Source organism: Kitasatospora sp. NPDC058046, from assembly GCF_042885595.1.
Lineage (GTDB): Bacteria > Actinomycetota > Actinomycetes > Streptomycetales > Streptomycetaceae > Kitasatospora.
Genome location: NZ_JBHVRS010000030.1, coordinates 5,936 through 31,118, shown reverse-complemented (window position 1 = coordinate 31,118; position 25,183 = coordinate 5,936). Strand labels below are relative to the sequence as shown.

Sequence of the window (25,183 nt, the reverse complement as noted above, 5' to 3'; positions counted from 1 at the left end):
TGCTCAGGCGATGCGGTCGAGGACGATCGGGTTCGGGGTGAAGGCGGTGCCCGCCGGAGCGACCTCGATGCCGCCGGCCAGGGCCTCGACGGCGTAGTCGAAGCGCTCGGGGGTGTCGGTGTGCAGGGTCAGCAGGGGCTGGCCGGCCACCACGGTGTCGCCGGGCTTGGCGTGCATCTCGATGCCGGCGCCGGCCTGCACCGGGTCCTCCTTGCGGGCGCGGCCGGCGCCCAGGCGCCAGGCGCTGACGCCGATCGCGTAGGCGTCCAGCGTGGTGAGCACGCCGGAGGCGGGGGCCGGGATGACGTGCTGCTCGCGGGCGACCGGGAGCGGGGCGTCGACGTCGCCGCCCTGGGCGGCGATCATGCGGCGCCAGTGGTCCATCGCGGTGCCGTCGCGCAGCGCGTCCGCCGGGTCCTTGCCGTGGACGCCGGCCGCGGCGAGCATCTCGCGGGCGAGCGCGAGGGTGAGCTCGACGACGTCGGCCGGGCCGCCGCCCGCGAGCACCTCGACGGACTCGCGGACCTCCAGCGCGTTGCCCGCGGTGAGGCCGAGCGGGGTGGACATGTCGGTGAGCAGGGCGACGGTGTTGACCCCGGCGGTGGTGCCCAGGCCGACCATGGTGCGGGCGAGTTCGCGGGCGTCGTCCAGGTTCTTCATGAACGCCCCGGAGCCGACCTTGACGTCCAGGACCAGCGCACCGGTGCCCTCGGCGATCTTCTTCGACATGATCGAGGAGGCGATCAGCGGGATGGCCTCGACGGTGCCGGTGACGTCGCGCAGCGCGTACAGCTTCTTGTCGGCGGGCGCGAGGCCGTCGCCGGCCGCGCAGATCACCGCGCCGACGGAGCCCAGCACGTCCATCATCTCCTCGTTGGAGAGCAGGGCGCGCCAGCCGGGGATGGACTCCAGCTTGTCCAGGGTGCCGCCGGTGTGGCCGAGGCCGCGGCCGGAGAGCTGCGGGACGGCGGCGCCGCAGGCGGCGACCAGCGGGGCGAGCGGCAGGGTGATCTTGTCGCCGACGCCGCCGGTGGAGTGCTTGTCGCTGGTGGGCAGCGGCAGCGAGGAGAAGTCCATCCGGACGCCGGAGCGGATCATGGCGTCGGTCCAGCGGCTGATCTCGTGCGGCTTCATGCCGTTCAGCAGGATCGCCATCGCCAGTGCGGACATCTGCTCGTCGGCGACCTCGCCGCGGGTGTAGGCGTCGATGACCCAGTCGATCTGAGCGTCGCTCAGTTCTCCGCGATCGCGCTTGGTCCTGATGACGGAGATGGCGTCCATGCGTGCTCCAAGAGGGGTTTCAAAAGCGAAGAGTGTCGCGAGATGACCGGGTTCCGGCCCACTCGCGACACTCTACGCGCGTAACAGAAAGGGAGGCTAGAGCCGTTCCGGCCCGAACGCGTCGGGCAGGACCTCGCTCATCGGCTTGATGCCCGAGGCCAGTTCGATCAGCAGCCCCGGCCCGCCGTGCTCGTACAGCAGCTGGCGGCAGCGCCCGCACGGCATCAGCAGTTCGCCGGCGCCGTCCACACAGGTGAAGGCGACCAGCCGGCCGCCGCCGGAGGAGTGCAGCGCGGACACCAGCCCGCACTCGGCGCACAGCCCCAGCCCGTACGAGGCGTTCTCGACGTTGCAGCCCGTGACCACCCGGCCGTCGTCCACCAGCGCGGCCGCGCCGACCGGGAACCTGCTGTACGGCGCGTACGCGCGGCCCATGGCCTCGCGCGCCGCCGAACGCAGCAGCTCCCAGTCGATCGCGGGCGGCGCCGCGGGCCCGTCGGCGGTCACTTGCCCTGGCCCTTGCGGTAGATCTGGCCGTCCGCCTTCGGCATCCGCAGCCGTTGCGCAGCCAGCGAGAGCACCACCAGGGTGATCAGGTACGGCGTGGCGACGATCAGCGGGCGCTGCACCTCGTCGGTGAACGAGTACCAGGCGATCAGGCCGGCCGCCACCACGAAGGAGGCCACCGTCGCGGTGTACTTGCGGCGGTACAGGTGCCAGAGCGCGAGCAGCACCATCGCGATGCCCACGATCAGGATCATCACGTGCACCGACTCCGGGTCGCGCAGCTGGAGGCTGTCGGTGAAGCCGAACAGGCCGGCGCCCATGGCGAGGCCGCCCGGCATCCAGTTGCCGAAGATCATCGCGGCGAGGCCGATGAAGCCGCGGCCGAGGGTCTGGCCGTCCTTGTAGAAGTGCGCCGCGACCAGCGAGAGGTACGCCCCGCCGAGGCCGGCGAAGGCTCCGGAGGCGATGACCGCGAGGTACTTGTACTTGTAGACGTTGACGCCCAGCGACTCGGCGGCGGTCGGGTTCTCGCCGCAGGAGCGCAGCCGCAGGCCGAACACCGTGCGCCAGAGCGCGAAGTAGCTGACCACGATCAGCGCGCCGGCCACCAGCACGACCACCGAGATGTTGGTGACCAGGCCGCCGAGCACGCCCGCGACGTCCGAGACCAGGAACCAGTGGTGGTTCTCGATGCTCTTCAGCCCGGAGGACAGGCCCGGGACGGTGATGTACGGCAGCGGGTCCGCCGGCGGGGACTGGTTCTGGCCGGCACCGGCCGAGACGTAGTCCTTGTAGTAGATCCGGTTGACGTACGCGCAGATGCCGGGGATCAGCAGGTTGATGCCGACGCCGGAGACGATGTGGTCGACGCCGAAGGTGACGGTGACGACCGCGTGCAGCAGGCCGCCGAGCGCCCCGCCCAGCATGCCGGCCAGCAGGCCGACCCACGGGTTGACCAGGTAGCCCGCCCACGCACCGCAGAAGGTGCCGGCGACCATCATGCCTTCGAGACCGATGTTGACCACACCGGCCCGCTCGGACCAGAGACCGCCCAGACCGGCCATGCCGATCGGCACGGCCGCGCCGAGCGCGGCGGTGATCTGCCCGGAGGAGGTCAGCGAGTGGTTGCCGGTGGCCATGCCCACGGCGGAGAACAGCACCAGGGCGCCCGCGATCAGCAGCAGGACCACCGGCCAGGACAGCTTGCGCTTCTTCGCGGGTGCGCCCGGCGCCTTCGCACGCGCAGCGGTAGCCGTGCTCATGCGGACACCTCCTTCTTCTCACTGTTCGCGGCGGCCTGGGCGGCGAGCTGGGCGCCGACCTTCTGCTGCTGGCGCTTCAGGCCGTAGCGGCGCACCAGCTCGTACGCGACGACGACGCAGATGACGATGGTGCCCTTCATGACGTCGACGATCTCGAAGGGGAAGCCGCCCTGGAGCGGCAGCACCGAGCCGGTGACGTCCAGGAAGGCGAACAGCAGCGCCGCGAAGGCGATGCCGATCGGGCTGTTCCGGCCGAGCAGGGCGATCGAGATGCCCAGGAAGCCCAGGCCGGGCTGGAAGCTCTGGCCGAAGTAGTGCGAGTTCTGCAGGAGCTCCGGCAGGCCGATCAGACCGGCGATGGCGCCGGAGACGACCATCGAGATGACCACCATGCGCTTGACGTTCACGCCGGAGGCGGTCGCGGCGGACTCCGAGCGGCCGGTGGCGCGCAGGTCGAAGCCGAAGCGGGTGCGGGTCAGCACGAACTGGAAGACCACGCCGACCAGGGCGGCGACGAAGATGAAGCCCCAGAGCGTCCCGCCGGCCGTCTCCATCGCGAAGAAGTGGCTGGACTGCGAGATCGGCTCGGTCTGGATCGAGTTGGTGGTGCCGCTGGTCTTCGGCGCGAAGATGCCGGGGACGAGCAACAGACCGATGATCGCGGTCGCGATCGAGTTCAGCATGATGGTCGAGATGACCTCGCTGACGCCGCGGTAGACCTTCAGCAGACCGGCGACGCTCGCGTACAGGCCGCCGACCAGCATGGCGGTGACCAGCAGCAGCGGGATCTGGACGAAGGCCGGCAGGTCCACCTTGGCGCCGACGAAGGCCGCGAACAGCGCCGCGACCTTGTACTGGCCCTCGACGCCGATGTTGAACAGGTTCATCCGGAACCCGAACGCGGCGGCCGCGGCGGCCAGGTAGTAGGTGGTGGACCGGTTGAGGATGCCCACCTGGCCGTCCGACTTGCTGGCGTACGTGAGCATCACGTTCCAGGCGTCGAACGGGTTCTTGCCCGAGGTCGCCAGCAGGACGGAACAGATCGCCACGGAGAGCAGGACCGCGAGCACCGGCGCCGCCAGCGCGAGCACGATCCGCTCACCGCTGAACCGCTGGGCCAGGCCGGGCTTCGCGGCTGCGGGATTGGGACTGGTCATGGGTTACTCCCCCGCCTGCGGGTCGTCGGCGGTGTCGGTGGGCTGGTGCCCGGCCTCGGCCCCGGTGCCCTCGGCCGCGACGGCCTGCGCCTCGGCGACGGCCTCCGGCTCGGACTCCAGGTGGCCGCTGGCGGCACCGGTCATCGCGGTACCGAGGTCCTCGGCGGTGACGGTGGCCGGGTCGGCGTCGGCGACCAGGCGGCCGCGGTAGATGACCCGGATGGTGTCGGACAGGCCGATCAGCTCGTCCAGGTCCGCGGAGATCAGCAGGACGGCCAGGCCGGCCCGCTGGGCGACCCGGATGTGCTCCCAGATCTGCGCCTGCGCGCCGACGTCCACGCCACGGGTGGGGTGGGCGGCGATCAGGAGCTTGGGCTGGTGGCTCATCTCGCGGCCGATGATCAGCTTCTGCTGGTTGCCGCCGGAGAGCGAGGCCGCGGTGACCTCGATGCCGGGGGTGCGGACGTCGTACTCCTCGACGATCCGCCAGGTGTCCGTCCGGGCGGCGGCCGGGTCCAGCAGCAGGCCCTTGGAGTTGGGCGCCTCGGTGACGTGGCCGAGGATGCGGTTCTCCCAGAGCGGGGCCTCCAGCAGCAGGCCGTGCTTGTGGCGGTCCTCGGGGATGTAGCCGATGCCGGCCTCGCGGCGGGCCCGGGTCAGGGAGCCGGAGAGGTCCTTGCCGTCCAGGGTGACGGTGCCGGCGTTCAGCGGCAGCATGCCCATGACGGCCTCGACCAGCTCGGCCTGGCCGTTGCCCTCGACACCGGCGATGCCGAGGATCTCGCCCTTGCGGATGCGCAGCGAGATGTCGTCCAGGACGACGCGCTCGATGCCCTCGGCGTCGGTCTTGGCGATCCGCAGGCCCTCGACGTCGAGCATCACGGTGTCGGTGACGGTCGACTCGCGGCTCTCCGGGGAGGGCAGCTCGGCGCCGACCATCAGCTCGGCGAGCTGGCGGGCGGTGACGGCCTTCGGGTCGGCGTCGCCGACCGTCGTGCCGCGCCGGATGACGCTGATCGCGTCGGCCACCGCGAGCACCTCGTGCAGCTTGTGCGAGATGAAGATGACGGTGACGCCCTCGGACTTGAGGTCCCGCAGGTTGTCGAACAGCGCGTCGACCTCCTGCGGGACGAGCACGGCCGTGGGCTCGTCCAGGATCAGGATCTTGGCGCCGCGGTACAGCACCTTGAGGATCTCGACGCGCTGGCGGTCGGCGACGCCGAGGTCCTCGACCAGGGCGTCCGGGCGCACGCCCAGGCCGTACTGGTCGGAGATCTCCTTGATCTTCGCCTTCGCCTTGGCGCCGATGCCGTGGAGCTTCTCGCCGCCGAGGACGACGTTCTCCCACACCGTGAGGTTGTCGGCGAGCATGAAGTGCTGGTGCACCATGCCGATGCCGCGGGAGATGGCGTCGCCGGGGGTGTGGAACTCGCACAGCTCGCCGTTGATCGCGATGGTGCCCTCGTCCGGCTTCTGCATGCCGTAGAGGATCTTCATCAGCGTCGACTTGCCGGCGCCGTTCTCACCCATCAGGGCGTGCACGGTGCCGGTGCGGACGGTCAGGTTGATGTCGTGGTTGGCCACGACACCCGGGAAGCGCTTGGTGATGCCGCGCAGCTCGACGGCCGGTGTCGCCGTCCCCGCGCTGGGGGTGCCGTCCTCGCGCGGGGGGACGGGGTCGGATGCGGTGATGGCGATCTCCTGGTGGTCTGGAGGCGCGTCGTTGCGCTGGGAGGGCCAAGGGGGAACATGGGGAGACGGAACAGGGCCCGGGGGTACGCGTTGAGCGCACCCTGCCGGGCCCCTCCCGTGAACTGTGTCGTGTTGCGTCGCGCTGCCGGGCAGGCGGCAGGCGCTGCGGCGTCCGGGACGCGCGGGCCTTACTGGCCGGCCGGCGCGGTCGGGATCGTGGTGGCGCCGGACTTGATCGCGTCGGCGGCGGCCTTCAGCTTGTCCTGGATGTCGTCGATCTTGCCGCCGGTGGTGGCGAGCGAGACGCCGTCGGCCTTCAGGTCGAACAGCTTGATGCCGGTCGGGGTCTGGCCCTGCTTGACCGACTGGACGTACGAGAACACCGCGGTGTCGACGTTCTTGACCATCGAGGTCAGGATGCTGTTCTTGTACTTCGCCAGGGCCGGCTGGCTGGCCTGGTCGGAGTCGACGCCGATGGCCCAGGCGCCCTGCTTGTTGGCGACGGCCTCGATGGCGCCGTTGCCGGAGGAGCCGGCGGCGGTGTAGATGACGTCCGCGCCCTTGTCGAGCTGGCCCTGGGCGGACTCCTTGCCCTTGTCGGGCGAGGCGAAGCCGGTGAAGTCCGGCGGGGTGCTCAGGTAGGTGGTCTCGACCGTGATGTTCGGGTCGACGGACTTCACACCCGCCTTGTAGCCGGCCTCGAACTTCTTGATCAGCTCGGACTGCACACCGCCGATGAAGCCGACGTGCTTGGCCTTCGACTTGTTCGCGGCGGCGACACCGGCCAGGTACGAACCCTCCTGCTCGGCGAAGAGCAGCGAGGTGACGTTGGCCGGCTGGTCCTTGTCGTTCGAGTCGATGATCGCGAACTTCACGTTCGGGTTGTCCTTGGCGACCTTGTTGACGGCCGGCTGGTAGACGAAGCCGACCGCGACGATCGTCTTGTAGCCCGCGTCGATCAGGTTCTTGAGACGGGTCTCCTTGTCGGCCTCGGCCTCGCCCTGCTTGGCCTCGGCCTCGGTCACGGAGACGCCCAGCTCGGACTTGGCCTTGTCGAGGCCACGGGCGGCGGAGTCGTTGAACGACTGGTCGCCGCGGCCGCCGATGTCGTAGGCCATGCCGACCTTGAGCGAACCGTCGCCCGAGCCGGCGGAGGAGGAGTTGTCGGTGCTCTTTGCGCCGCAAGCGGCGAGCGAGGCCATGCCCAGGGAACCCGAGAGCACAACCGCGGCGAGCTTCATTGAACGGCGCAAGGGGATATCTCCTTCTACACGCAACCGTTTGGCGTGGTCGGTCGCCACCGTAACGCGCGTAGAACACGGTTGTGTTACGGGGTGCCAGAGCGTTCGGGTTGTTATCAAACCGTGGTCTGATGTTCTTCCTGAGGCTCTATCCCATGCGCGGACGGTGATCCGAGGTCGGTGCGGCCCAGTTTACGGAACCGTTCCGGACCCCCCGGATCCGACCGTTCCGCTTCACCCGCGCCGCCCCCGGAACCGTCACCCCGCTCCGCCGCGCCCGGCCCGCCGTCAGCTGCCGTCCGCCTCCAGGGCCAGCGCCGAGAACAGCTCCACCCCGATGCCGATCGCCCGCTCGTCCACGTCGAACCGGCCCTGGTGGAGGTCCCGGACGGTGGCGTCGCCGGGCGCCCGGACACCGAGCCGGGCCAGCGCGCCCGGGGCGTGCTCCAGGTACCAGGAGAAGTCCTCGCCGCCCAGGCTCTGCTCGGTTCCCTCGACCACCTGGGCCCCGTCCGCGCCGAAGCGGGCGTTCATCGCCTCGTCCAACCGCGCGACCGAGACCGCCTCGTTGACCACCGGCGGCACCCCGCGGTGGTAGTCCAGCGTCCACTTGGCCCGGTAGGTCTCGGACACCTTGGCGATCAGCTCGTGCAGCAGGTCCGGCGCCTCGCGCCAGCCGTCCAGCTCCAGGCAGCGGACGGTGCCCTCCAGTTCGGCGTGCTGCGGGATGACGTTGGGTGCGGAGCCGGAGGCGATCCGCCCCCAGACCAGGCTGACGCCCCAGCGCGGGTCCATCCGGCGGGCCAGCGCGCCCGGGAGGTCGGCGGCCATCCTGGCGACCGCGGTGACCAGATCGGTGGTCAGGTGCGGACGGGCGGTGTGCCCGCCGGGGCCGTCCAGGTGGAGCACCAGGCGGTCGCAGGCCGAGGTGATCGCCCCGACCCGCAGGGCGATCCGGCCGACCTCCACCTTGGGGTCGCAGTGCACCGCGAAGATCCGACCGACGCCCGCCATCCCGCCGGCCTTGATCACGTCCAGCGCGCCGCCCGGCATGACCTCCTCGGCGGGCTGGAACACCAGCCGGACGGGCCGGCGCAGCTCGCCGGTGCGGACGGCCTCCGCCAGCACCAGGCCGGTGCCGAGCACCACCGAGGTGTGCACGTCGTGGCCGCAGGCGTGGGCCCGGCCGGGGACGGTGGAGCGGTACGGCACATCGGTCTTGGCGTCGTCGATCGGCAGCGCGTCGATGTCGGCGCGGAAGGCCAGGAACTCCGTCCCCGGCGTGGTGCCGGGCGGGACGATGTCGACGAGCATGCCGGTGCCGCCGGGCAGCACCCGGGGTTCGAGGCCGGCGGCCACCAGACGGTCGCGCAGCAGCCCGGTGGTTCGGAACTCCTGGCGGCCCAGCTCCGGGTGCCGGTGCAGATCACGACGGAAGGCGATCAGCTCGGGCTCCAGCGCCCGGACCCGGTCGCGCAGATCGGCGGCGGGGCGTACGGCGGCCAGAGTGGCGCCCGACTGAGCGGGCTCAGGACGGTTCATCTCGCCAATCGTAGGCCTGTTGGGGGGATTTGGCCCGACTTCCGGAAAACTAGTCCCCGGATGGGCGCATACCGGCCGGACACGTGGGTATGACATCTTGTTTCAGCCGCCTTCCCCGGGTTGCGTGCCCTGTGCAACGATCCCCCGGGCCGGCGGTCACGGCCGCCAACCCCCCTGACGGCACCGGCGGGTTGACGGCAGTTCAGCTGGTGGTCAGAAGCGCTCCACCGGGGCGTAGGTCCCCCACACCCCGCGCAGCGCGTCGCACACCTCGCCGACGGTGGCCCGGGCGGCCAGCGCCTCCTTCATCGGGTACAGCACGTTCCCCGTCCCCTCGGCGGTGCGGCGCAGCCCGTCCAGCGCCCGGGTGACGGCGCCGGCCGAGCGCTCGGCCCGCAGCCGGGCCAGTCGCCGCGCCTGCCGCTCCTCGATCGCCGGGTCCACCCGCAGCGGCTGGTAAGGCTCCTCCGTGTCCGACCGGAAGCGGTTGACCCCGACCACGGTCCGCTCCCCGGAGTCGGTCTCCTGCTGGAGCCGGTAGGCGGTGCGCTCGATCTCGCCCTTCTGGTAGCCGCGTTCGATCGCGGCCACCGCGCCGCCCTGCTCCTCGATCCGGTCCATCAGCGCCCGCGCGGCGGCCTCCACCCCGTCGGTGAGCGACTCGACGGCGTAGGAGCCGGCGAACGGGTCGACGGTGGCCGTCACGTCGGTCTCGTACGCGAGCACCTGCTGGGTGCGCAGGGCGAGCCGGGCGGCCTTCTCGGTGGGCAGCGCGATCGCCTCGTCGAAGCCGTTGGTGTGCAGCGACTGGGTGCCGCCGAGCACCGCGGCGAGCGCCTGGACGGTGACCCTGGCCAGGTTGACCTCGGGCTGCTGGGCGGTGAGCTGCACCCCCGCGGTCTGGGTGTGGAAGCGCAGCATCTGCGAGCGCGGGTCCCGGGCGCCGAATCCTTCCCGCATGATTCTGGCCCAAATCCTGCGTGCGGCGCGGAACTTGGCCACTTCCTCCAACAGGGTCGTGCGGGCCACGAAGAAGAACGAGAGCCGGGGGGCGAAGTCGTCCACGGCCATCCCGGCGGCGAGCGCGGTGCGGACGTAGGCGATGCCGTTGGCCAGGGTGAAGGCGACCTCCTGCGCGGGATCGGCCCCGGCCTCGGCCATGTGGTAGCCGGAGATCGAGATGGTGTTCCAGCGCGGGACCTCGGCCCGGCAGTAGCGGAACACGTCGGCGGCCAGCCGCAGCGAGGGCTCCGGCGGGAAGATGTAGGTGCCGCGGGCGATGTACTCCTTCAACACGTCGTTCTGGACCGTCCCGGTGAGCGCCGACGGCGCCACCCCCTGGGCCTCGCCGACCAGTTGGTAGAGGAGCAGGAGCAGCGCGGCGGGCGCGTTGACGGTCATCGAGGTGGACACCCCGCCGAGCGGGATGCCGTCGAACAGCACCGCCATGTCCTCGACGCTGTCCACGGCGACGCCCACCCGGCCGACCTCCCCGGCGGCGAGCGGCGCGTCCGAGTCGTAGCCCATCTGGGTGGGCAGGTCGAAGGCGACCGAGAGGCCGGTGCCGCCGCCCGCGATCAGCTGCCGGTAGCGGGCGTTGGACTCGGCGGCGGTGCCGAAGCCCGCGTACTGGCGCATCGTCCACGGGCGGCCGGTGTACATCGTCGGGTAGACGCCCCGGGTGAAGGGGTACTCCCCCGGCCGGCCCAGCCGGGCGTCGGCGTCCCAGCCGGCCGGCGACCCGGGGCCGTACACCGGCTCGATCTCGAAGCCGGACTCGGCGCGGCGCGGCTCGGCTGCCATGGGGCCCTCCGGGGCTGGGGGAACGGGGTCCTCGCACTATCGGGCTCCCCGCCGTGCGGGAGGCGACCGGCCCGCCGGAGCGCCGGCGCGGTTGAGATGATCGGGTGAACGACCGATGAGCCCCAGGGAGTGGCAATGACCGAGCAGAAGGTGGCCGTGGTCACCGGTGCCAGCAGCGGAATCGGCGCGGCGACCGCCCGCCGGCTGGCCGCCGAGGGCTTCGACGTGGTGCTGACCGCCCGCCGCACCGAGCGCGTCGAGGCGCTGGCCAAGGAGATCGCCGACCGGGGCGGCTCCGCCCGGGCCGTCACCCTGGACGTCACCGACCGGGCCGCGGTGGACGCCTTCGCGGCCGCCGTCGGCCGGGTGGACGTCCTGGTGAACAACGCCGGCGGCGCGATCGGCGCCGAGACCGTCGAGCACGGCGACCCGGCCGACTGGCGGGCCATGTACGAGGTGAACGTGCTCGGCGTGCTGCAGGTGACCCAGGCCCTGCTGCCGGCCCTGCGGGCGACCGGCGACGGCACGGTCCTGGTGCTCTCCTCGACCGCCGCGCTGGCCGCGTACGAGGGCGGCGGCGGGTACGTCGCCGCCAAGCACGCCGCGCACACCATCGCCGCCACGCTGCGGCTGGAGCTGTGCGGGGAGCCGATCCGGGTGATCGAGATCGCCCCCGGCATGGTGAAGTCCGAGGGCTTCGCGGTCACCCGCTTCCGCGGCGACGAGGAGAAGGCCGCCGCGGTGTACGCGGGCGTGGCCGAACCGCTCACCTCGGAGGACATCGCGGACACCGTGGCGTGGGCGGTCACCCGGCCCTCGCACGTGAACATCGACCTGCTGGTGGTCCGGCCGAGGGCGCAGGCCGCCAACCACAAGGTCCACCGCGACTGAGCCCGGGAACGGGCGGGGAGGGCGCTGACGTGCAGGTGTCAACGTCACAACTTGATAGCTCGTCCGGATGAATTCGGCGCGCGCCCTCCCCAACTGATGACCGCTCAACTACCTTTGAGGCGCTGAACGACCGGCGCTCGCGCGCCCCTCGGCAGCCCCCATCCCACCTGCGCACCACCCCGTTCCACCGGCACCTTCCCGCCCTCACGAGGAGGACCCGCTGGCCAGCGACATCCCGTCACAGCGGCTCGACGTCAGAACAGAGCCGACCCTCCTCGGGCTGCACCGCTTCAACGAAGCCGACGCCGGCGCCGCCGAGGAGGCCCTCCTGGCCTGCTGCGGCAGCCACCGCTGGGCCCTGCGCCTGACCGCGCACCGGCCCTACCCCGACATCGAGTCCCTGCTGGCCGCCGCCAGCGAGGCCTCCTACGACCTCCGACCGGCCGACCTCACCGAGGCCCTGGCGGACGAGAGCTGGATGCCGCAGCCGCTGCTCGGCATGCGGGCTCCCGGCAGCCAGGCCGCCCACACCGCGCTGCGGGCGGCGCACGCCGCGTACGAGGCCCGGTTCGGCCACGTCTTCGTGGTCTGCCTGGAAGGGGTCGCCCCGGAGGAGATGCTCGACACCGTGCTCTCCTCGATCCGCACCCGCCTCGCCAACGACCCGGACGAGGAGCGGCTGATCGCGTCCGACGAACTCCGCCGGATCGCCCTCACCCGACTGGAGCACCTGGTCGCCACCCACCCGGAGACCGCGGCGCGCTGAGCCCGCATCACGCCCCCTCTTCACCCTGCCGGGTGACAACGATCACGAAACCGCCCGGACGAGTGAACCGACCCCGCCGCCGGATCCGACCGCCGCGCCCCGCGCCCACCGACGCGGGGCGCGAGCATGCCGTCACCCATCGTGACGACTCCGGGTTTGGTTCCCGCCCCACTAGGCCAGAAGTGCCTGATTGATCACACCTGGGGCCCCCGGAGGCGGTTCACGACAAGGCGTCGATAGGATGCTGGCGGCCGGTGGACCGTACCCGGCCGGGCTGACCGACACCGAAGCCGGCCGAGCCCCCAATCGCTTCCGGAGGGTTTTTCCGTGCCGGCTGGAACGCTGTACCGCGGCCGGGAAGGCATGTGGAGCTGGGTGGCTCATCGAGTCACCGGCGTCCTCATCTTCTTCTTCCTGTTCGCCCACGTCCTCGACACCGCCCTCGTGCGAGTGTCGCCGGAGTCCTACGACACCGTCATCCAGACGTACAAGACTCCGCTCGTGAACCTGATGGAGTACGGCCTGGTGGCCGCCATCCTGTTCCACGCCCTGAACGGCCTGCGCGTCGTCGCAGTGGACTTCTGGTCGAAGGGCCCGAAGTACCAGAAGCAGATGCTCTGGAGCGTCGTCGGCGTCTGGGTCGTCCTGATGGCCGGTTCCTTCTACGGGATCCTCCAGCACACGCTGATCTCCTGGTTCGGGAAGTGAGCCGAGACATGTCCACGGAATACTCCGACGCCATCGTCGTCCCCTCGAAGCAGGCGCACACCGGCAAGGGACTGGGCACCGGCAACCCGGCCGACGCGTTCGTCATCGAGCCTCCGCGCAAGCGGACCACGAAGACCCCGCGTCGCACCCGCACCAACTTCGAGATGCTGGCCTGGCTCTTCATGCGCCTGTCCGGTGTCGTTCTGGTCGTGCTGATCCTCGGCCACCTGCTGATCATGCTGGTGCTCGACGGCGGCGTCTCCAAGATCGGCTTCGCCTTCGTGGCCGGCCGCTGGGCCTCGCCGTTCTGGCAGGGCTGGGACCTCCTGATGCTCTGGCTCGCCATGCTGCACGGCGCCAACGGCATGCGTCAGGTCATCAACGACTATGCCGAGAAGGACTCGACCCGGCTCTGGCTCAAGGGGCTCATGGGTACCGCCACGGTCTTCACCGTGCTGCTCGGCACCCTGGTGATCTTCACCTTCGACCCCAACATCTGAGCCGCGAGCACCATCGACCATCGGCAGAGGCCAGAGGCGAGTTAACCCCCCATGCAGATTCACCAGTACGACACCGTCATCGTCGGCGCCGGCGGCGCCGGCATGCGCGCGGCCATCGAGTCGACGCAGCGCAGCCGCACCGCCGTCCTGACCAAGCTCTACCCGACCCGGTCCCACACCGGCGCGGCCCAGGGCGGCATGTGCGCCGCCCTGGCCAACGTCGAGGAGGACAACTGGGAGTGGCACACCTTCGACACGGTCAAGGGTGGTGACTACCTGGTCGACCAGGACGCCGCCGAGATCATGTGCAAGGAGGCCATCGACGCCGTCCTCGACCTGGAGAAGATGGGTCTTCCCTTCTCCCGCACCGAGCAGGGCCGGATCGACCAGCGCCGCTTCGGCGGCCACTCCCGCAACCACGGCGAGGCCCCGGTCCGCCGCTCGTGCTACGCGGCCGACCGCACCGGCCACATGATCCTCCAGACGCTGTTCCAGAACTGCGTCAAGCACGGCGTCGAGTTCTTCAACGAGTACTACGTCCTCGACCTGCTGATCAACGAGGGCAAGACGGCCGGCGTCGTCGCGTACGAGCTGGCCACCGGCGAGATCCACGTCTTCCAGGCCAAGTCGGTCGTGTTCGCCTCCGGCGGCACCGGCAAGTTCTTCAAGGTCTCCTCCAACGCCCACACCCTCACCGGTGACGGCCAGGCCCTGGTCTACCGCCGCGGCCTGCCGCTGGAGGACATGGAGTTCTTCCAGTTCCACCCGACGGGCATCTGGCGCATGGGCATCCTGCTCACCGAGGGCGCCCGCGGCGAGGGCGGCATCCTGCGCAACAAGGACGGCGAGCGCTTCATGGAGCGCTACGCCCCCGTCATGAAGGACCTCGCGTCCCGTGACGTCTGCTCCCGCGCGATCTACACCGAGATCCGCGAAGGCCGCGGCTGCGGTCCGGACGGCGACCACGTCTACCTGGACCTGACCCACCTGCCGCCGGAGCAGCTGGACGCCAAGCTGCCGGACATCACCGAGTTCGCGCGCACCTACCTCGGCATCGAGCCCTACACGGACCCGATCCCGATCCAGCCCACCGCGCACTACGCCATGGGCGGCATCCCGACCAACGTCGAGGGTGAGGTCCTGCGCAACAACACCGACATCGTCCCGGGCCTGTACGCGGCCGGCGAGGTCGCCTGCGTGTCCGTGCACGGCGCCAACCGCCTGGGCACCAACTCGCTGCTGGACATCAACGTGTTCGGCCGCCGCGCGGGCATCGCCGCCGCCGACTACGCCAACGCGAACGGCTTCGTCGAGCTGCCCGAGAACCCGGCCGAGAAGGTCCAGGCCCTGGTCGACGGCCTGCGCGAGGGCACCGGCACCGAGTCCGTGGGGCAGATCCGCAAGGAGCTGCAGGAGACCATGGACACCAACGCCATGGTGTACCGCACCGGCGCCACCCTGAAGCAGGCGGTCGAGGACATCGCCGCGCTGAAGGAGCGCTACAAGAACGTCTCCATCCAGGACAAGGGCTTCCGCTACAACACGGACCTCCTGGAGGCCGTCGAGCTGGGCAACCTGCTCGACCTGGCCGAGGTGCTGGCCGTCTCCGCGCTGGCCCGCGAGGAGTCCCGCGGCGGCCACTACCGCGAGGACTTCCCGACCCGTGACGACGTGAAGTTCATGCAGCACACCATGGCGTACCAGGAGGTCGCCGCCGACGGCAGCACCTCCATCCGCCTCGACTACAAGCCGGTCGTCACGACCCGCTACCAGCCGATGGAGCGTAAGTACTGATGAGCACTCCGACCGTGGAGAAGCACTCGGCCGCTCTGGACGCGGTCGAAGCCGGTGCCGTCCAGCCGATCACCGTCACCGTCCGGATCCGCCGGTTCAACCCGGAGGAGCACCCGGACCCGGTGTGGGTCGACTACCAGCTGACGATGGACCCGAAGGAGCGCATCCTCGACGCGCTCAACAAGATCAAGTGGGAGCAGGACGGCACCCTCACCTACCGCCGTTCCTGCGCCCACGGCATCTGCGGCTCCGACGCCATGCGGATCAACGGCCGCAACCGGCTGGCGTGCAAGACCCTGATCAAGGACGTCAACCCGGAGAAGCCGATCACGATCGAGGCCATCAAGGGCCTCACGGTCCTCAAGGACCTGGTCGTGGACATGGACCCGTTCTTCCAGGCGTACAAGGACGTCATGCCGTTCCTCATCACCAAGGGGAACGAGCCGACCCGCGAGCGCCTGCAGTCCGCCGAGGACCGCGAGCGCTTCGACGACACCACCAAGTGCATCCTGTGCGCCGCGTGCACGTCGTCCTGCCCGGTGTTCTGGAACGACGGCCAGTACTTCGGCCCGGCCGCCATCGTCAACGCGCACCGCTTCATCTTCGACTCGCGCGACGAGGGTGCCGAGCAGCGCCTGGAGATCCTCAACGACCGTGAGGGCGTGTGGCGCTGCCGCACCACCTTCAACTGCTCGGAGGCCTGCCCGCGCGGCATCGAGGTCACCAAGGCGATCCAGGAAGTGAAGCGGGCCCTGGTGACCCGCCGCTTCTGATCCCACCCGCCACACCGGAGGCCCCCGCCCGATCCTCGGATCGGGCGGGGGCCTTCGCCGTTCCGTCGTGCCGGGTCAGCGCAGGGCGCCGAGGTCCTTCGGCGCGGACCAGCCGCTGAAGGTCACCAGGTGCCGGTCGGGGGTGACGGCCCACAGGTCGGGCTTGCCGTCCCCGTCACCGTCGCCCGAGCTGCCGAGCGTCGGGTAGGCGGCGGTGGTGAAGCCGGTGGCCACGACGTCCGCCTTCGGGTCGGCGAGGGCGGAGTAGTCGAAGCTGCCGTCGGCCTGCTTCGGGACCGGGTACGCGTGCAGCTCGCCGGTGGCCCGGTCGCGCGCCCAGAGGGCGAGGTTCCCGGCCGCGTCCGGACCGGGGGCGATCAGGTCGTAGCCGGCCCAGTCGCCGGTGGTGGTGAGCTTGCGGGCCTTCGCCCAGCCGTACGCGAAGTCGCCTCCGGCGTGCAGCCAGAGGTTGCCGTCCTCCAGCGTCACCAGCGACGGACCGAAGCCGCCGGCCGCCGGGCCGAACGCGACGATCTGCTCCGCCTTCGACCAGTCGTCGGCGAAGTCCGCCGGGCACGCCGTCTGCGCGCCCGCCCCGTCTACGCAGGTGCTCGGACGCCTGGCGCCGATCATGCTCCCGGAGAACGATCCGTAGTCGGAGTTCCGGTACAGGTAGAGGTAGTCCGACCCGGGCTGGTAGAGGAAGAGGTCGTCCGAGGACGGCGCGTGGTCGTTCGACCAGCCGCGGTGGATGACCTGGTACGACGCCCAGCCGTTGTGATCGGGCGAGGCGAGCGCCCGGATCGTCGCGTTGGGAGTGGTGTCGGACGCGTTCACGCCGATGTACTGCAGATTGCCCTGCGCGTCGGGCAGCAGGATGTCCGCAACACCGTCCCCGTCGACGTCGCCGAAGGTCTTCGGCGGGTTGGGGTTCGAGGGGGCGTAGAAGGTGAAGGACGCGTTGGCGACGTTGCTCACGTTGTCCAGCACCTGGACGTTGAGCGTGTTGGTGCCCCACCTCAGGACCTTGAGGTCGAGCGTCACCGTCCCGTCGGCGGCCGGCTTGACCGCGTTCCGCGAGTCGCAGCCGCCCACGCCGAGGTAGTCGAAGCCGTACCGGACACAGGCGACGCCGGAGCCCGCGCCACCGGTCGGGGCCTGGTCGGCGGTCTTGATGACGAAGGTCGCCTTCTGGCCCGCGTACTTGGTGGCTGGACCGCCGTCCGGGAAGTCCGGCGAGGAGACCGTGGCGGTCGGCGGGGTGGTGTCCAGCGTGAAGCGGCAGTCCGCCGACGGGGCGGAGGCCTGCTGACCCTGGAGGGCCCAGGCGTGCCAGGCGTAGCTGTGCCCGTCCACCAGACCGCGGACCACGGTCTTGGCCTGCTGGGCGTAGGCCTGGGCCTCGTCGGTGAACACCGGGTCGGTGCCCGTGGTCTCGTCCCTGACGGCGAACCGGGCGCCGGTGCCGGCGACGTTCGCGGTGAGCGTCGGGCCGTAGTTGGTCCAGCCGACCCAGCCCGGAGCGGTGGTCGAGTCGCAGGCCTCGCTGCGGTAGTCGCCACCCTGGCTGGTGCCGAGGACGGCCGGCGCCGTGTCGGCCACGGCCGCCGTGGGCGTGGTCAGCAGACCCGCGGCCACGGCGGCCGCGGCCACCCCGCCGAGTCTGCGCACGTACGTGTTCCTCATCGAATCCCCACCCCTGGTGTCGTCCTGTAGCTCTTCTGTGCGAGCCGTGAGGATCTTGCCAGTGGGGTCCGACCGAGGCAACGGGGATTTTCAGTCGGTGGCCGGGGTGCGGCGGGTGGCGCGCAGGCCGCGCAGGCCGATGGCGCCGACCGCGATGCCGAGGGCGAAGGAGGTGACGGCGAGGAGGAGGTGGACCCAGAAGAAGGCGGTGGGCTGGGAGTGGTCGCCGTTGGTGAAGGCCTGGCCGCCGGAGTCCTTCCAGAGGTTCTTCACGAAGGTCGTCCAGATGATGATCGACCAGACCCCGAAGGCGGTCAGGAACCAGGAGGTGCGACGGCTGAGCTTCATGGGGGTCCTCGGCTTGTGAAGGCGGTGTGCGTCCCCAGTATGCGCGGGCCGCCGATCGGCGTACGGCGGGCCCCTCCTGCGGAGGACGGGCTCCGGGGGGAGGGCAGCGGGAGCCCCGAGTGGGTACGGTCAGCTGGTGCCCACACCCCGACTCACGTTCGCGCGCCTGTGCGCCGCGGTCACCGCGGCCCTCCCGGTCCTGCTCGCCGCCCCGGCGGGCGCGACCCCGCAGCAGCCACCCCCGTCGGCCGCGGTCGGCGGCGAGCGGCTCGGGCTCCCCGGGGTCCAGGTCGCCCCGATGGCGGGTGCCCCGCCGCTGCCCTCCGACCTCACCGGCCAGTCCTGGATAGTCTCCGACGCGGCGTCGGGCGACGTGCTGGCGGCCAGCAACCCGCACCTGCGGCTGCCCCCGGCGAGCACCCTGAAGATCCTCTTCGCGGACACCGTGCTGCCCAAGTTCGACCGCAACGCGGTGCACCGGGTGGCCGACGAGGAGATCCAGGGGATCGGCCCCGGCAGCAGCCTGGTCGGCATCAAGGAGAACCTGGACTACCGGGTCGAGGACCTGTGGCGCGGGGTGTTCCTGAGCTCCGGCAACGACGCGGTGCACGTCCTGTCGCACATGAACGGCGGCGTCCAGCAGACCGTCACCGAGATGCAGGCGCGCGCCGACGCGCTCCAGGCCCGGGACACCAGGGTGATCTCCCCGGACGGCTACGACATGGACGGCCAGGTCTCCTCGGCCTACGACCTGTCGCTGTTCGCCCGGGCCGGCCTGCGCAACGCGGACTTCCGGACGTACTGCGCCACCCGGGACGCGATGTTCCCGGGCGCCGTCGACCGGAACACCGGCCAGCGCGGCAGTTTCGGGATCGCCAACACCGACCGGCTGCTGGGCAAGTACCCCGGCCTGATCGGGGTGAAGAACGGCACCACCACCAACGCCGGCTCGACCTTCGTCGGCGCCGCCGAGCGCGACGGCCGCACCCTGCTGGTGACGGTGATGCACCCGGCCGGCTACCAGCGGGTGTACGACGAGACGGCCGCCCTGCTGGACTGGGGCTTCGCCGCGGCCGGCAAGGTCCAGCCGGTCGGCAGGCTGGTCGACGAGCTCCCGCCCGCCGGCGCCGAGCCGACCGGCCAGGCCGGCGGCGCCGAGGGCACGCCCGCACCGCCGCCGCACCCCGCGGCCACCACCGCCCCGACGGCGGCGATGGGCACGCGCGGCGGGCTCGGCCTCGGCGGCTGGTCGGCCGTGGTGCTGGCCGGGGCCGCGGCCGGGTACGGCTCGCTGGTGCTGCTGCGGCGCCGCTCCGCCGGCTGACCCGCCGACGGGTGGGAGGGCTCGGCCTCAGTCCCGGGGCCGGGCCCTCCCCTCGCCCTCGCCCTCCCCGTTCTCCTGCTCCTTCTCCTTCTTCCGCTGCTCGGCCCGGGCGGCCCGCTCCGCCGCGTCCGCCTCCGCCGCCGCCTCCGCCTCGTCGGCCGCCTCCAGCAGCGCCCGCCCGTGCGCCCTGGTCCGGTCCCGGGCGGCCACCGGGTCGGCCGTCGCCGTCCAGGCCACGCAGTACATCAGCAGCCGGGAGACGAAGTTGATCCACAGCAGCAGCGCCACCGGGGTGGCGAACGCCCCGTACAGGCTCCGTCCGGCGACCGAGCCCAGGTAGGAGGCGAGCAGCAGCTTCAGCAGTTCGAAGCCGACCGAGCCGATCAGCGCGGCCTGCACCAGGTCCCGCCGGCGCTGGTCGGTGATCCCGGGGAAGGGCGCCAGCAGGTAGGCGAAGAGCAGCATGTCGCACGCTATGGCGATCAGCACGCCGACCGCGGTCAGCAGGTACCCGCTGTTGAGGCCGATCGCGTCGGCGATCCGGCCGGCGAGCGTGGTGCCGGCGGCGGAGGTGGCCAGCGAGAACAGCGACACCAGGCCGAGGCCGGCCAGCACCGCCACGTCCCACCCCTTGCGCAGGACCGGGTTGCCCTCCTCCTGGGGCAGCTGCCACAGGTCGCGGATCGAGGTGCGCATGGTGTCCACCCAGCCGAGGCCGGAGACCAGCAGCAGCGCCCCGCCGACCAGTCCGACGGTGCCCGCGTTGGCCACCAGGGCGGGCAGGTTGAGCGCGTCCGAGAGCCCCGGCAGCTGGTCGGAGATGTGCTCCTGCAGCTCGTGGACCCGGCTGTCGCTCAGCGTCGCGGCGGCGACCGCCAGGCCCACCGTGAGCAGCGGGAAGAGCGCGAGGAAGCCGAAGAAGGTGACGGCGCCGGCCAGCCGGTTGCCCCGGGCGGCGGAGAAGTACTCGTATACCCGGTACGGGCGGCTGCGCAGCACCCGGGCCACGAGCGGGCCGACGACCGGCAGGCGGGTCAGGAAGTCCACCTACCGGTTATAGCCGGTCCGTCCCCCGAACGGGCGTCAGTTCGCGCTCAGCGCTTGACGAGTCGCCGGGCCTTGGCGAGGGCCCGGACGGCCTGGTAGGCGCCGTAGCGGCCGTGGCTGAGCAGCTCGGTGCGCACGCCGTCCACGCCGGCCGGCGGCCGGTAGCCGGCCGGCCGCAGCCGGGCGCAGTGCTCGGCGGCCCGGCGGAAGTACTCGCGGCGGTCGCCGGGCGGGACCCGGCCGGGCTTGGAGACCACGGTGTTGAGGTGGTGCAGCATCCGCCCGTAGACGACCGGGCGCCAGCGGTCCAGGTCGGGGCGGCCGTCGAGGAAGGCGAAGACCAGGTCGTACTGGGCGAACACGTCGAAGTGCTTGCGGCTGGCGGTGGCCAGGATGTTGCCGCCCTCCTGGCGCTGGCGGTAGTGCACGCCGACCTGGTCGAGCAGGGTGATCCGGGCGGCGGCGAGCAGCGCCGGGTACGTCCAGGGGGTGTCCTCGTAGTAGCCGGCCGGGAAGACCAGCCGCTGCTCGGTGATGAAATCACGGCGGTAGGCCTTGTTCCAGACGACCTGGAGCAGGTCGAGCAGGTCGGGGCGGGCGTCGAGGTCGAAGACGTCCGGAGAGGCGGCGCCGAAGACGTGCGCGGAGGCGGCCCGGGTGATCCGGCCGTCGGCGTAGGTGCGGGCGTAGTCGTAAACCAGGATGTCCGGGTCACCCGTGGCGGTGAGCCGCTCGTCGATGCTCTTCAGCAATCCGGGGGTCAGCGTGTCGTCGCTGTCGAGGAAGACCACGTAGTCCCCGGTGGCGACCTCCAGGCCGGCGTTGCGGGCCCGGCCGAGGCCGACGTTCTCCGGCAGGTGCAGCACCCGGACCCGGGCGTCGGCGGCGGCGGCCCCGTCCAGGATCGCGCCGCAGCCGTCCGGGGAGCGGTCGTCCACCGCGATCAGTTCGACGTCCGGGCCGTCCTGGCCGAGCACCGAATCGAGGCACTCGGCGAGGTAGTCCTGGACCTGGTACACGGGGACGATCACGCTGAAACGGGACACGGACCCAGCGTAGTGGTCCCCGGGTGGGCGAGGTCCCCGGAGGTAGGATCGGGGGCGCACGTACGCACCGATCCAAGTGCGGTCAGACCCCGTACGGGCTGCCACGCTCCTCCAGAGAAAGGCCTGCGTAGCCGATGGCTCCCCGCCTCTCCATCGTCGTCCCGATCTACAACGTCGAGCGCTACCTCGTCGAATGCCTCGACTCGATCGCCGCCCAGACCTTCACGGACTTCGAGTGCGTCATGGTCGACGACGGTTCGAAGGACGGCAGCGCGGCGCTCGCCGAGGCGTACGCGGCCCAGGACTCCCGGTTCCGGCTGGTCCGGCAGGTGAACAAGGGCCTCGGCGCGGCCCGCAACACCGGCATCCGGCACATCGACCCGGACTCCGAGTTCCTCTGCTTCGTGGACAGCGACGACTCGATGCCGCCGAGCGCGTACGAGCTGATGATCAACACGCTGGACGAGACCGGCTCGGACTTCTGCACCGGCAACGTGCTGCGCTTCCGCGCCGTGGGCTACTACCAGTCCGGCGGCCACCTGAAGCCGTTCAAGGAGACCAGGCTCAAGACCCACATCACCGAGATCCCGGCGCTGGTCACCGACCGCACCGCGTGGAACAAGGTGTACCGCCGCTCGTTCTTCGACGCGGCCGGCCTGCTCTACCCCGAGGGCATCCTCTACGAGGACGCGCCGGTCAGCGTGCCGCACCACTACCTGGCCAAGAGCGTGGACGTGCTCTCCGAGCCGATCTACCACTGGCGCGAGCGCGAGGTCGGCGAGATGTCGATCACGCAGATGCGCACCAACCCCAGGGGCCTGATCGACCGGGTCGCCTCGGTCGAGCTGGTCCGCGCCTGGCTGACGAAGCAGACCGAGCCGCGCTTCGCCGAGTACCTGCGCTCCTACGACGAGAACACCCTCGTCGAGGAGATCCCGATGTTCTTCTCGTCCCTCGTCGAAGGGGACAAGGAGTACCGGGACGCCTACCTCCAGCACGTCGGCCGGCTGCTCCGGTCGATCGGCGCCGAGCACGTCGCCCGGCTGCGCGCACCGCTGCGGCTGAAGTACCACCTGACCCTGTCCGGCCGGATGGACGAGCTGGTCGAGCAGATCACCTACGAGCGCGAGAGCGGCGGCGGTGTCCAGGCCCGCGGCCTGCTGCGCCCGTACGCCGACTACCCGTTCCTGCGCGGCGGGCGCAAGAGCGTGCCGGCCGGGGTGCTCAAGCTGGACAACTCGCTGGTGATCCGCAGCCGGCTGTACCGCAGCACCTGGGAGGACGGGAAGCTCCGGCTGACCGGGCACGCGTACCCGGAGCAGCTGGGCGCGGCCGGCAAGCACGACATGGTCCGCACCCTGGTGCTGCGCGAGGCCAAGGGCCGCCGGGTCATCGCGGTGCCGATGCGGACGACGTACAGCCCCGAGGCCACCGCGAGCTGCCACCACGACCTGTACAGCTGCGACTGGTCCGGCTTCACCGTGGCCATAGACCCGAAGAAGCTGAAGCACCGCGGCCAGTGGAAGGACGGCAACTGGCGCCTCCTGGTGGCCGGCGCGGGCAAGGGCGGGGTCTACAAGGGCCGGATCTCGGCCGGGTGGAGCGACAGCGCGCTGTACCTCCCGTCGCACTGGGTCGAGCCGGACGTGCGGATCGTGCCGTGGATCCGGGACAACTTCGTCTACCTCCGGGTGGAGACGGTCAAGGCCCGGGTGACCGGCCTGGCCGCCCACGGCGACCGGCTGGAGGTCTCGGGCGCGGCCCGCTCCGGCCCGAGCTTCGCCGGGGCGCGGCTGCGGCTCACCCACACCGAGTCGGACCGCCACCTGACCTTCCCGCTGGAGCTGGGCGCTCCGGTCGGCTCGCTCCAGCCGTTCACCGCGGCCTTCCCGATCGCCGAGCTGACCGCCGTCCGCGAAACCTGGGCCGAGCTGGACCCGGTGGCCGCCGAACGCAGCCGCGACCACTGGGACGGCGCGCTGCTGCTGGCCGACGGCAGCACCGTCCAGCTGGCCTGGGACGACCGCAACGCGCCCGAGCGGCTGCACCTGGCGCTGAACCCGCAGGCCCCGGTCGCCGAGCGCCGGGCGCTCTACTCCAAGCCCTCCCCCCACGGGCACCTCCAGTTCACCGACCAGGTGCTCCAGCCGCTGGTGGACGAGGTGTCCTCGCGCGGCGCCGACGGCTTCCTGCTGAGCGGCTCGTTCCCGCTGCCCGGCGCGCACCGCTGGGAGCTGGTGGTCCGTCACGAGTGGCGCGAGGAGGAGCACGCCTACCCGGTGGAGATCTCCGACGGCCGCTTCCGCACCGCGCTGCCCGCCGTGCCGACGGCCTCCTTCGCCGGCCGGGTGCCGCTCTCCCGGGGCACCTGGAACGTCGTCTTCCGCCCGGTCGGCGTGCCGGTGCCCGAACTTCCGGACGCCGCCGCGCTGGTGACCCCGGACTGCTTCGACGTCCTGCCGGTCGAGGTGGAGTCCCGCGGCAAGCGGATACTGCTGGAGCGCCGCGACCACGACGCCCTGTCGTTGGAGTCGCACTCGGTGCTGCTGCCCGAGGAGGGGGCCCGCTACCGCCAGCGCCAGCTGCAGAGCGTGGACTACCCGGCCGCCCGCCGGCTGCCGGTGCGCGACACGGTGCTGTACCACACCGGCAAGTACGGCACGTACTCCGGTTCGCCCCGGGCCGTGCACGAGGAGCTGGTCCGCCGCGGCCTGCCGCTGGAGCACCTGTGGGGCAACGACGACATGCAGGCCGAGCTGCCGCAGAGCGCGACCGCGCTCCGGTACCGCAGCCCGGAGTGGTACGAGGCGCTGGCCACCGCCAAGTACGTCGTGGCCAGCACCCACCTGCCCGACTTCTTCGTCCGCCGCCCCGACCAGGTGGTCGTCCAGACCTGGCACGGCACTCCGCTGAAGCAGATCGGCTTCGACTTCGAGAAGGTCTGGTTCACCGACTCCAAGTACCTCAAGAGCCTGGCCCGGGAAGTCCCGAACTGGAGCCTGCTGGTGGCCGGCAACCGCTGGTCGGCCCCGGTGCTGCGGCGCGCCTTCGACTTCAAGGGCGAGATCCTGGAGAGCGGTTCGCCCCGCAACGACCTGCTGTTCGCGACCGACCGGGAGAAGACCGCCGAGCAGGTCCGGGAGCGGCTCGGCCTGCCCGAGGGCAAGAAGGTCGTGCTCTACGCGCCGACCTGGCGCGAGGACCGGCGCCGGCCGCAGGACGGCTACCAGATCGACCTGCGGATCGACCTGGCGGCGGCCAAGGCCGCGCTCGGCGACGACCAGGTGCTGCTGGTGCGCCGGCACCACCTGATGTGCGGCCAGATCCCGGGCGCCGGCAACGGCTACATCTGGGACGTCGGCACCTACCCCGACATGGCGGAGCTGCTGCTGATCGCCGACGTCCTGGTGACCGACTACTCGGCGAGCGCGTTCGACTTCGCGTCGACCGGCAAGCCGATCGTGTTCTTCACCTACGACCTGGAGCACTACCGCGACAACCTGCGCGGCTTCAGCCTGAACTTCGAGGCCGAGGCGCCCGGCCCGATGCCGGCCACCTCCGAGGAGCTCCTCTCCGTGCTCGGCCGGGTGGACGAGGTCGCGGCCGAGTACGCGGACCGGGCCGCCGCGTTCCGCGAGGCGTACTGCGACCTGGACGACGGCAAGGCCTCCATCCGGGTGGTCGACGCGATGCTCCGCAAGGAGTAGCCCCCGCGCACGATCCGGCGGGGGGGGGGGGGCCGGGGGGGGGGGGGGGGCCCGCCCCGGCGCGGCGCGCGCGCGCGGGCCCCCCCCCAAAACCAAAACAGATTGAGT

The 25,183-nt window shown here is 71.3% G+C and carries 20 protein-coding genes; 8 read left to right on the top strand and 12 right to left on the bottom strand.

The genetic code is table 11. The features are described from left to right. Positions 1 to 3: 3 nt before the first annotated feature. From ACFVU7_RS39365 to ACFVU7_RS39330, 8 genes are all read right to left on the bottom strand, one after another. Positions 4 to 1,281, bottom strand: coding sequence for a thymidine phosphorylase (locus tag ACFVU7_RS39365; RefSeq protein ID WP_049649193.1), 1,278 nt, complete (start codon positions 1,279 to 1,281; stop codon positions 4 to 6). Positions 1,282 to 1,377: 96 nt separating this feature from the next. Continuing rightward, positions 1,378 to 1,788, bottom strand: coding sequence for a cytidine deaminase (locus ACFVU7_RS39360; protein ID WP_049649192.1), 411 nt, complete (start codon positions 1,786 to 1,788; stop codon positions 1,378 to 1,380). Then, positions 1,785 to 3,050 (bottom strand): ABC transporter permease, encoded by a 1,266-nt coding sequence (locus ACFVU7_RS39355; RefSeq protein ID WP_074003914.1) that lies wholly within the window; start codon positions 3,048 to 3,050, stop codon positions 1,785 to 1,787. The genes ACFVU7_RS39360 and ACFVU7_RS39355 overlap by 4 nt, the downstream gene beginning before the upstream one ends. After that, positions 3,047 to 4,207 (bottom strand): ABC transporter permease, encoded by a 1,161-nt coding sequence (locus ACFVU7_RS39350; RefSeq protein ID WP_388050901.1) that lies wholly within the window; start codon positions 4,205 to 4,207, stop codon positions 3,047 to 3,049. The genes ACFVU7_RS39355 and ACFVU7_RS39350 overlap by 4 nt, the downstream gene beginning before the upstream one ends. Before the next feature lie 3 nt (positions 4,208 to 4,210). After that, positions 4,211 to 5,737, bottom strand: a complete 1,527-nt coding sequence (locus tag ACFVU7_RS39345) for an ABC transporter ATP-binding protein (RefSeq protein WP_388050945.1) — start codon at positions 5,735 to 5,737, stop codon at positions 4,211 to 4,213. A 350-nt stretch (positions 5,738 to 6,087) separates the two neighbouring features. Further along, the gene (locus ACFVU7_RS39340; RefSeq protein WP_074003916.1) at positions 6,088 to 7,152 is read right to left on the bottom strand and encodes a BMP family protein; all 1,065 of its coding nucleotides are present in this window, start codon (positions 7,150 to 7,152) and stop codon (positions 6,088 to 6,090) included. Between the two features lie 276 nt (positions 7,153 to 7,428). Next, positions 7,429 to 8,682 carry an amidohydrolase gene (locus ACFVU7_RS39335; RefSeq protein ID WP_079272373.1) on the bottom strand — a complete coding sequence of 418 codons (1,254 nt, stop codon included), beginning with the start codon at positions 8,680 to 8,682 and terminating at the stop codon, positions 7,429 to 7,431. A gap of 213 nt (positions 8,683 to 8,895) precedes the next feature. Further along, a complete protein-coding gene (locus ACFVU7_RS39330) occupies positions 8,896 to 10,485 on the bottom strand; it encodes a methylmalonyl-CoA mutase (RefSeq protein WP_388050898.1) in 1,590 nt (529 codons plus the stop codon). A gap of 135 nt (positions 10,486 to 10,620) precedes the next feature. On the opposite strand from ACFVU7_RS39330, the gene ACFVU7_RS39325 reads away from it, so the two are divergent. The 6 genes from ACFVU7_RS39325 (at position 10,621) to ACFVU7_RS39300 (ending at position 15,917) form a co-directional block, all read left to right on the top strand. Beyond that, complete coding sequence (locus tag ACFVU7_RS39325; protein WP_387830571.1) at positions 10,621 to 11,376, top strand: SDR family oxidoreductase; 756 nt, start codon at positions 10,621 to 10,623, stop codon at positions 11,374 to 11,376. Positions 11,377 to 11,704: 328 nt separating this feature from the next. After that, positions 11,705 to 12,142, top strand: coding sequence for a 2-oxo-4-hydroxy-4-carboxy-5-ureidoimidazoline decarboxylase (locus ACFVU7_RS39320; RefSeq protein ID WP_369808249.1), 438 nt, complete (start codon positions 11,705 to 11,707; stop codon positions 12,140 to 12,142). Positions 12,143 to 12,469: 327 nt separating this feature from the next. Next, a complete protein-coding gene (gene sdhC, locus ACFVU7_RS39315; protein WP_074003919.1) occupies positions 12,470 to 12,850 on the top strand; it encodes a succinate dehydrogenase, cytochrome b556 subunit in 381 nt (126 codons plus the stop codon). An 8-nt stretch (positions 12,851 to 12,858) separates the two neighbouring features. Beyond that, positions 12,859 to 13,350: a succinate dehydrogenase, hydrophobic membrane anchor protein gene (gene sdhD / locus ACFVU7_RS39310; protein ID WP_049649183.1), complete on the top strand. Its 492-nt coding sequence runs from the start codon at positions 12,859 to 12,861 to the stop codon at positions 13,348 to 13,350. Positions 13,351 to 13,401: 51 nt separating this feature from the next. Then, entirely contained in the window at positions 13,402 to 15,144 is a 1,743-nt protein-coding gene (gene sdhA, locus ACFVU7_RS39305; protein WP_049649182.1) for a succinate dehydrogenase flavoprotein subunit, read from the top strand. Continuing rightward, positions 15,144 to 15,917 (top strand): succinate dehydrogenase iron-sulfur subunit, encoded by a 774-nt coding sequence (locus ACFVU7_RS39300; RefSeq protein ID WP_049649181.1) that lies wholly within the window; start codon positions 15,144 to 15,146, stop codon positions 15,915 to 15,917. The genes sdhA and ACFVU7_RS39300 overlap by 1 nt, the downstream gene beginning before the upstream one ends. 75 nt (positions 15,918 to 15,992) lie before the next feature. On the opposite strand, the gene ACFVU7_RS39295 is transcribed toward ACFVU7_RS39300, so the two are convergent. Next, complete coding sequence (locus ACFVU7_RS39295) at positions 15,993 to 17,603, bottom strand: hypothetical protein (RefSeq protein ID WP_143204608.1); 1,611 nt, start codon at positions 17,601 to 17,603, stop codon at positions 15,993 to 15,995. A 90-nt stretch (positions 17,604 to 17,693) separates the two neighbouring features. Then, positions 17,694 to 17,951, bottom strand: coding sequence for an SCO4848 family membrane protein (locus ACFVU7_RS39290; RefSeq protein WP_049649180.1), 258 nt, complete (start codon positions 17,949 to 17,951; stop codon positions 17,694 to 17,696). 136 nt (positions 17,952 to 18,087) lie between these two features. Here ACFVU7_RS39290 and ACFVU7_RS39285 point away from each other — a divergent pair, with 136 nt between their 5' ends. Next, entirely contained in the window at positions 18,088 to 19,275 is a 1,188-nt protein-coding gene (locus ACFVU7_RS39285) for a D-alanyl-D-alanine carboxypeptidase family protein (RefSeq protein WP_241853002.1), read from the top strand. 27 nt (positions 19,276 to 19,302) lie between these two features. Here the strand turns inward: ACFVU7_RS39285 and ACFVU7_RS39280 are convergent, their stop codons facing one another. Together ACFVU7_RS39280 and ACFVU7_RS39275 are read right to left on the bottom strand one after the other, a co-directional pair. Beyond that, positions 19,303 to 20,322: a YihY/virulence factor BrkB family protein gene (locus ACFVU7_RS39280; protein ID WP_074003921.1), complete on the bottom strand. Its 1,020-nt coding sequence runs from the start codon at positions 20,320 to 20,322 to the stop codon at positions 19,303 to 19,305. Between the two features lie 47 nt (positions 20,323 to 20,369). Further along, complete coding sequence (locus ACFVU7_RS39275; protein WP_117488177.1) at positions 20,370 to 21,368, bottom strand: glycosyltransferase family 2 protein; 999 nt, start codon at positions 21,366 to 21,368, stop codon at positions 20,370 to 20,372. 134 nt (positions 21,369 to 21,502) lie between these two features. Here ACFVU7_RS39275 and ACFVU7_RS39270 point away from each other — a divergent pair, with 134 nt between their 5' ends. Next, on the top strand, positions 21,503 to 25,075 hold the full coding sequence (locus ACFVU7_RS39270) for a CDP-glycerol glycerophosphotransferase family protein (protein WP_388050893.1): 3,573 nt from the start codon (positions 21,503 to 21,505) through the stop codon (positions 25,073 to 25,075). Positions 25,076 to 25,183: the final 108 nt, after the last annotated feature.